Origin of the sequence: Bacillus sp. P14.5 (assembly GCF_003316765.1) — a bacterium.
GTDB lineage: Bacteria > Bacillota > Bacilli > Bacillales > Bacillaceae_B > Rossellomorea.
In genome coordinates this window covers 1-6,294 of the sequence record NZ_NIJF01000071.1, presented here as the reverse complement: position 1 = coordinate 6,294, position 6,294 = coordinate 1, and the positions used below count along the sequence as shown (strand labels likewise).

At 51.5% G+C, this 6,294-nt stretch carries 7 protein-coding genes; 1 reads left to right on the top strand and 6 read right to left on the bottom strand.

What is annotated here, in order from left to right; all coding sequences use genetic code 11:
- Together mnmG and mnmE are read right to left on the bottom strand one after the other, a co-directional pair.
- A partial coding sequence (mnmG, locus tag B9Z54_RS12625; RefSeq protein WP_113928738.1) for a tRNA uridine-5-carboxymethylaminomethyl(34) synthesis enzyme MnmG occupies nucleotides 1-1,699 on the bottom strand: 1,699 nt, incomplete at its 3' end.
- Between the two features lie 15 nt (nucleotides 1,700-1,714).
- Nucleotides 1,715-3,094 (bottom strand): tRNA uridine-5-carboxymethylaminomethyl(34) synthesis GTPase MnmE, encoded by a 1,380-nt coding sequence (gene mnmE, locus B9Z54_RS12620; RefSeq protein WP_113928737.1) that lies wholly within the window; start codon nucleotides 3,092-3,094, stop codon nucleotides 1,715-1,717.
- Between the two features lie 171 nt (nucleotides 3,095-3,265).
- On the opposite strand from mnmE, the gene B9Z54_RS12615 reads away from it, so the two are divergent.
- A complete protein-coding gene (locus B9Z54_RS12615; RefSeq protein ID WP_113928736.1) occupies nucleotides 3,266-4,024 on the top strand; it encodes a nucleotidyltransferase domain-containing protein in 759 nt (252 codons plus the stop codon).
- Nucleotides 4,025-4,035: 11 nt separating this feature from the next.
- Here the strand turns inward: B9Z54_RS12615 and B9Z54_RS12610 are convergent, their stop codons facing one another.
- The 4 genes from B9Z54_RS12610 to rpmH all read right to left on the bottom strand — a co-directional run.
- A complete protein-coding gene (locus B9Z54_RS12610; protein ID WP_240189907.1) occupies nucleotides 4,036-4,479 on the bottom strand; it encodes an HdeD family acid-resistance protein in 444 nt (147 codons plus the stop codon).
- Between the two features lie 222 nt (nucleotides 4,480-4,701).
- A complete protein-coding gene (gene yidC, locus B9Z54_RS12605; RefSeq protein WP_113928735.1) occupies nucleotides 4,702-5,562 on the bottom strand; it encodes a membrane protein insertase YidC in 861 nt (286 codons plus the stop codon).
- Between the two features lie 102 nt (nucleotides 5,563-5,664).
- On the bottom strand, nucleotides 5,665-6,018 hold the full coding sequence (rnpA, locus tag B9Z54_RS12600; protein WP_034780297.1) for a ribonuclease P protein component: 354 nt from the start codon (nucleotides 6,016-6,018) through the stop codon (nucleotides 5,665-5,667).
- Nucleotides 6,019-6,187: 169 nt separating this feature from the next.
- The coding region (gene rpmH / locus B9Z54_RS12595) for a 50S ribosomal protein L34 (RefSeq protein ID WP_113928734.1) at nucleotides 6,188-6,294 on the bottom strand (107 nt) is incomplete at its 5' end.

Sequence of the window (6,294 nt, the reverse complement as noted above, 5' to 3'; positions counted from 1 at the left end):
CTTCCATCCGACGCATCTTCTCGACTTGTTCGAGCTGCTTCGAGATGTATCCTTCATATTTCACTTGAATCTCGACTTGCTCTGCCACTTCGAACGGCACTTCGATCGGAGCTGGTGCGAAGCGTGTGAGTGTCGCGTACGTCACTTCAGGCCGCTTCAACAAGATGCTGGCATGCGTCGCTTCCTTGAGCGGATTCGCCCCGACCTCTTCGAGCACGGCGTTCACTTCGGCCGACGGTTTGATGACGAGTCCATTGAGACGCTTCACTTCGGCCGCGATGGCAGTTCGTTTATCTTCAAGATGGGCATGACGCTCTGGTGACAAGAGACCGACCGCATGGCCGATGTCACTCAAGCGAAGATCCGCATTGTCGTGACGAAGGAGCAAGCGATACTCGGCGCGTGACGTGAGCAAGCGGTACGGCTCGTTCGTCCCTTTCGTCACGAGGTCGTCAATCAAGACACCGATATACGCTTGCGAGCGGTCCAAGATGACCGGCTCTTTGCCGAGCACTTGGCACGCGGCGTTAATCCCGGCCATGATGCCTTGTCCGGCCGCTTCTTCGTAACCGCTCGTCCCGTTAATTTGACCGGCCGTGAACAGTCCTCCGACCGTCTTCGTTTCGAGCGTCGGCCAAAGTTGTGTCGGCACGACCGCATCATATTCAATCGCGTATCCAGGGCGCATCATCTCTGAGTTCTCAAGTCCCGGGATCGTCCGGAGCATTTGATGTTGGACGTCTTCCGGCATACTCGTCGAGAAGCCTTGAACGTAAATTTCTTCCGTGTCGCGGCCTTCCGGCTCGAGGAAGATTTGGTGACGTGGCTTATCGTTGAACCGGACAACTTTGTCTTCAATCGATGGGCAATAACGTGGGCCCGTCCCTTTGATCGCACCTGAGTACATCGGTGAACGATGCAAGTTCTCATCGATCAATTGGTGTGTCCGCTCGCTCGTATACGTGAGCCAGCATGGAATCTGCTCGATTGGGTCGAGGTCCGTCGATGTGTAGGAGAAGAGCGATGGATTGTCGTCCCCTGGTTGAATCTCCGTCTTCGAGTAATCAATCGTCTTGCCGTCGATGCGTGGCGGTGTCCCCGTCTTGAAACGAACGAGTTCGAGCCCGAGCTCTTCTAAATGCTTCGACAATTCGACCGAAGGCATCTGGTTGTTCGGACCGCTCTCATACGACAACTCGCCGATGATGATTTGACCGCGCATAAACGTACCGGTCGTGACGATGACCGCTTTCGAGCGGTACTCCGAACCGGTATTCGTGACGACGCCGGCGACTTTCCCGTCTTCGATGAGAAGTCGTTCGACTAGCGCTTGGCGAAGCAACAGGTTCGGTTCGTCTTCCAGCACTTTCTTCATATGATTTTGGTATTGGAATTTGTCCGCTTGCGCCCGTAACGCGCGCACCGCTGGACCTTTCGATGTGTTGAGCATCTTCATTTGAATGTACGTCGCATCGATCGCTTTCGCCATTTCGCCGCCAAGGGCATCAATTTCGCGAACGACGATCCCTTTCGCAGGACCACCAATCGATGGATTGCAGTACATGAATCCGACCATATCCGGATTCATCGTGAGCATCGCCGTTTTCGCGCCCATGCGCGCCGAAGCCAACGCGGCCTCGATTCCCGCATGACCAGCTCCGATGACGATGACATCAAACTCGCCTGCCGTGTAAGCCATAGTTGTTCCTCCTTATTATTTCCCAAGACAAAACTGTGAAAAGAGTTGATCAATCAAACTTTCTCGGACGGTATCCCCATTGATTTCACCGAGCGTATCCCACGCCCGTCGTAAATCGATTTGGACCATATCGATCGGTAAATTCATGGCGGCACTTCCGAGCGCCTCATCGATTTGTTTGATCGTCCGTTTGATGAGTTGAATGTGTCGTGCGTTCGAGATATATGTCATATCCTGTGATTCGACACCTTTGGCGAAGAACAAGTTTGAGATCGCCTTCTCCAGTGCGTCGATTCCCTCTTCTAATAAGAGAGACGTCGCCACGATTGGACGACCTGCCGCTAGTTTCTCCAGCTTAGAAGAATCCATACTTTGTGGCAAGTCCGTCTTATTGATGATGATGATGGCATTCATACCAGCGATCGCCTCGAACAAAGCCTCATCCTCGACAGTCAGACCTTCGTGCCCGTTCAAGACGAGCAAAATCAAGTCAGCGCCTGCGAGCGCTTTGCGCGATTTCTCGACACCGATCCGCTCGACGATGTCTTCCGTTTCCCGAATCCCGGCCGTATCGATCAACTTGAGCGGGACGCCTTTGACGTTCACATACTCTTCGATCGTATCACGCGTCGTTCCGGCAATTTCCGTGACGATCGCTTTCGTCTCTTGGACGAGCGTGTTCATGAGCGATGATTTGCCGACGTTCGGCCGACCGATAATCGCTGTCGCGAGACCTTCGCGTAAAATCTTGCCTTGCCGCGCTGTCTCAAGCAACTGCTCGAGCACGCGTTTCACTTCGCCCGCCTTGTCTTCGACGATGGCCTGGGTCATCTCTTCCGCATCGTATTCCGGGTAGTCGATATTGACCTCGACCGCCGCGATCGTCTCGAGCAACAGTTGGCGTAAGTCGCGGACGAGCCGTGACAGCCGTCCTTCCATTTGCGACATCGCGACGTTCATGGCCCGATCCGTTTTGGCACGAATCAAATCCATGACAGCCTCTGCTTGCGATAAATCGATACGTCCGTTCAAAAAGGCGCGTTTCGTGAACTCGCCCGGTTCTGCCAAGCGGATGTCCGGTTGTTCCAGAATCAGCTCAAGGACACGATTGACCGCGACGATTCCTCCGTGGCAATTGATTTCGACGACGTCTTCTCGCGTGAACGTCTTCGGTGCGCGCATGATGCTCACCATGACTTCATCGACGACCTCGTCCGTGCCAGGACGTTTCAATTTACCGTAATGGATCGTATGCGACTCCACTTCCGTCAAATTTTTCCCAGAAAACACGCGGGCCACCGTCTCGACGGCACGGTCACCGGACAAGCGGACGATTCCGATTGCCCCCTCACCCATCGGCGTCGAAATCGCCGTAATCGTGTCAAATTCTAGCATCATCTTTCCCTCCCATACTTCTTACTACTTCCTCTATCTTATGCATAACGCACCTACTATACACGATATTTGGCTCGAACGAAAGAGTCCGACCTCTTGAGTAACGGTTGCGTTTTAACGAATCACTTTAGTACAATAAAGGAATAAATTTCCAAAGAGGGATGCGATAACATGCGCCAACGAAACGCAATCACTGCACTGACAAACAGCCTGCGGACCGATGACGATGTCCAGGCCATTTTCTTGAAAGGATCATTCGGCCGCGGAGAAGGCGACGAGCATTCCGACGTCGACTTATACGTCATGGTCGCCAAAGAACAACTCGAGGCGTTTCAATCACGCCGACGTGCCCACTTGGCGGCGTATCGTCCAATTTTGCTCGAGGACGAGATTTACATCGTTGCACCGCAATTGATTGTCATTTACGACGATATGTTGCATGTCGATTTATTCACCGTGACGGCCGAGACGTTGAACCACCAAGACGAACTCACGGTATTGTTCGACCCGGATCGACGACTGCAACATCATCCGAGTTCGCTCACTTTATCTAACGAAGATTTGAGCGGGCACGTCTTCGATGCGATTTGGTTCTTTTTCCAATATACGAAAGCCCGCGACCGCGGTAATGACATCTGGGCCGTGGACATGTTGCGCCAAGGGATGACCCATTTCGCTTATGCGCTCGCGGCCCATCATGAACCGGAGCGCGCTGCCCTCGGTTTAAAAGACGTAGCCACCCGTGCGCGCATCAACTTGCGCCCCTTTTATGAGATGTTGACGCCGAGCCACCACGCCCGAGCTGCCCGTTGGTATGTGGAACGACTGGAGGCCGAACGTCCCTTCTTTGAGACGACTGAGGCGTTCGGAACGATTCAACCGTTCTTTGAACAACTGATCGCACGCGAAAAAAGCCGCTCATCCCATTGAGCGGCTTTTCGTTATCCTTGCTGACGTCTCGACGAGCGGAGCGTGAAATAAAGTACCCATTCGACCACGCCGACGGCGATGAGAAAACCACCGAACAGTTGGAATAAGACGAGCAGACTATCGAACGGATTCGCCAACATGAGCAGACCAATCCCAATCCATAACAGACTGCTCAGCATGAAGTACATCCACCGATTGGCGATCGTCCGGCGAAACCCGACCGCTTGAATCAATCGGATGATGCCGCCGAACAAGAATAGGGCGCCGATAAAAATCGGAAGCAGGCTCGCTAACGTCTCGGCGAAGAAAAAGACGATCAAGGCGATCAACACATAGATGATTCCCATAAAGAAGCCGGGCGGGAGACCGTCCCGCTTGTGACGCAACCCTTGAACGATAGCCATTAGACCGATGACGACAAAATAAGCGGCGACCAAATAGACGATCGCATACAAAAAAAAAACGTGGATACAAGATGATGAGTAAGCCGATGACGACATAAAGTGCCGCTTGAATGAAAGTCGACCGTTCGAGCCGTTTAATGAGCGTCTCCATCTTAAAGACCCCTTTCGGATTCAATGAAATAGACCGTGTCTTCATTTATTCCCGTATTCTGTCTTTATCCATCCGAAGCGACAAAAAAAAGGCTGTGGATCGTTTATCCACAGCCTCAACATTTATTTACGTTTTTTCTTTTTCGTCTTCTTCTCTTCTTCTGCGAGTGCGGCACGTTCTGCTTCTTTCGCCGCAATCTTCGCTTCCGCTTGGACTTTCATCTTCTCACGCATCGGGAGCATGATGGCCATCGTCACGATGATTGAGATGATGTAACCGACGACCCAGTACATCGAGAGGGCTGCTGGAAGCGTGATCGACATGACGAAGATCATCACCGGGAAGATGTAGAGCATCATTTTCAATTGTGGGTTTTGTTCTTGGCCCGCCATTGAAATTTTTTGCTGTGCATACGTTAAGATTGCCGCGAGAATCGGCAAGATAAACGTTGGATCTGGCGCCCCGAGGTCGAACCAGAGGAAACGCGCTTCAAAGATTTCAGGTGTCCGACGGATCGCATCGTAGAATGCGAACAAGATCGGCATTTGAATCAAGATTGGCAAGCAGCCCGCAAGCGGGTTGATTTGATACTCTTGATACATTTTCATCATTTCTTCTTGCAGTTTGCGTTGCGTCTCCTGGTCTTTCGAGCTGTACTTCTCGCGCAGCTTGAGCATCTCCGGTTGCAACACTTGCATCGCACCCATGCTCTTCGTCTGCTTGATCATAAGCGGTAAAATCAAGAGGCGAACGATAATCGTCGCGACGATTATCGAGTAACCATACTGCCACGTCCCACCGATTAAGTAAGCCGCTTCTTTCAACAACCATGCTAGTGGCCAAACAAAGTATTTCGACCAGAAGCCTTCCGTCTCAGCCGTGATCGGCTCTCCTTGGATCGTCGATGGGTCGACACAGCCAGCCATCAACATGATGACGCCGGTCATGACGGCCAACAATCCTAATTTCAGCTTTTTGCTCATAGTTCCTCCTACGCTTTCTTTATCGATTCTTTTGTTTCATCACACGTCTATCGGTCAATCCTAATTAGTTCGCGTTATATATGAAAGAACGAGCTCGGATTGTTACGATCGATCGACTTGTCTCTGCTTCCAAACTTTAGCCCGTTTAAAGACGTGTTTCAAGCTTTCCGTCACTTCATCTTGTGTAAGGGACGTCGCGGGTTTGCGCGCAATGATGACGTAATTGTGCGGAGCTACGTTTGGTTCGAGCAAGCGAAGCGATTCACGCATCAATCGTTTCATCCGGTTCCGTTCCACGGCATTCCCAAGCTTTTTGCTAACCGAAAGTCCGACCCGGAAGTGCGCTTGATCCGCTTTTTGCGTGTAGACGACAAACTGACGATTGGCCACGGAGCGTCCTTCACGAAACACCGCTTGGAACTCTTCATTCTTTTGCAGGCGGTATTCTTTTTTCAAAATTCTCACTCCATCCTTCACTTCAAAAATCGTCAACTAACATCATACCATATCCCATTCGTTTCAACGAGCGCGAATCAGCTTTTTTCCGTCCGTTTGTGTGACTTCTGTGACGATATAAAAAAAAGATTGCCCAAGGAAGAATCCCCGGGCAATCTCATGATCTTTATTAGACAGTCAAGGCTTTGCGGCCTTTACGACGGCGAGCTGCAAGAATGTTGCGGCCGTTTTTAGTCGCCATGCGAGCACGGAATCCGTGGACTTTCTTACGCTTAC

Bases quoted from the DNA above. Each gene is read 5' to 3' on its own strand.
- mnmE (WP_113928737.1), bottom strand. From the start codon at position 3,094: ATGCTAGAATTTGACACGATTACGGCGATTTCGACGCCGATGGGTGAG.
- B9Z54_RS12615 (WP_113928736.1), top strand. From the start codon at position 3,266: ATGCGCCAACGAAACGCAATCACTGCACTGACAAACAGCCTGCGGACC.
- yidC (WP_113928735.1), bottom strand. From the start codon at position 5,562: ATGAGCAAAAAGCTGAAATTAGGATTGTTGGCCGTCATGACCGGCGTC.